This window comes from Stenotrophomonas sp. HMWF003, assembly GCF_003061285.1.
Lineage (GTDB): Bacteria > Pseudomonadota > Gammaproteobacteria > Xanthomonadales > Xanthomonadaceae > Stenotrophomonas > Stenotrophomonas maltophilia_AP.
The window spans coordinates 1-1,034 of sequence record NZ_QAIW01000391.1 but is presented as its reverse complement, the minus strand read 5'-3'; the positions used below and the strand labels follow the sequence as shown (position 1 = coordinate 1,034).

Annotated in this window: 3 protein-coding genes; all 3 read right to left on the bottom strand. The window is 69.5% G+C overall.

What is annotated here, in order from left to right:
• Positions 1–197 (bottom strand): Rieske 2Fe-2S domain-containing protein (locus DBR34_RS16800; protein ID WP_146186868.1); only part of this gene is annotated, 197 nt, incomplete at its 3' end.
• The gene (locus tag DBR34_RS16795; protein ID WP_128097645.1) at positions 194–730 is read right to left on the bottom strand and encodes a GNAT family N-acetyltransferase; all 537 of its coding nucleotides are present in this window, start codon (positions 728–730) and stop codon (positions 194–196) included. The genes DBR34_RS16800 and DBR34_RS16795, both read right to left, overlap by 4 nt.
• Positions 731–793: 63 nt before the next feature.
• On the bottom strand, positions 794–1,034 hold a 241-nt coding region (locus tag DBR34_RS16790), incomplete at its 5' end, for an energy transducer TonB (RefSeq protein WP_146186867.1).

The following is a 1,034-nucleotide window of genomic DNA, read 5'->3' as shown; positions in this document are numbered from 1 at the left end:
ATGCTGGCCTCGGCGGTGTCGAAGGTGCCCGAGGACAGCTCGAATTCGTCGTGGGTGCACTGGTCTTCCAGGGCGTACAGCTCGCCGTCCAGGTTGAACACCACGATCGGGGTGCCGGTGACCTCGTCGAAGGTGCTTTTCATCTCGCCCGGCAGCAGGTCGGCGCTGGCGCAGACGAAGGTCCAGGTCTCGCTCACGCGGGAACCACCAGCGGCTTTTCCAGAATCTCGAAGCGCAGGTCGTCGCGCTTGGGGATGCCGAAGCGTTCGTCGCCATAGGGGAACGGCTTCTTGATGCCGGTGCGTGCGTAGCCACGGCGCTCGTAGAAGGCGATCAGCTCCTCGCGCACGTCGATCACGGTCATCTGCATCACCGGCACGCCCCATTCGCGGGCGGCGTGGGCCTCGGCGGCGTCCATCATCTGCTTGCCGATGCCGCCCCCCTGCTGGGTGGGGTCGACCGAGAACATGCCGAAATAGCCCTTGCCGTTGTCGTCGGCCACGTGCGCGCAGGCGGCCAGCTGGCCCTCGCGTTCGGCCAGCAGGATGGTCGAACGCGGCTTGGCCAGGTCGGCCTGCAGGCCCTGCGCGTCGATGCGGGCGCCGTCCAGCAGGTCGGCTTCGGTGGTCCAGCCGGCGCGGCTGGCGTCGCCGCGATAGGCCGAGGTGACCAGGGCGATCAGGGCGGGGATGTCGGCGGCAGTGGCCGCGCGGAAGGTCAGGGTGCTCATGCCGCCCATTCTAGGCGGGGGGCGCGATGGCGGGTAGGTACCGGCCGTTGGCCGGTACGCGCCTCACCGCATGAAAAATTCCACCGGGAACGACAGTTCCACCGGTGCCGGGCGGTCCTCCGGCACCTTGGGCAATGGCGCGGCGCGGCGGAAGGTCTCCAGCGCGGCCTGGTCCAGCAGCGGGAAGCCGGAGGTGGCTTCCAGCGAGAGCGCCAGCAGGCTGCCATCGCGGCCCACGCTGACCCGCAACTGGGCGATGCCTTCCTGGCGACGCGCGCGCGCGGCGTTGGGGTAACGCCGGAAG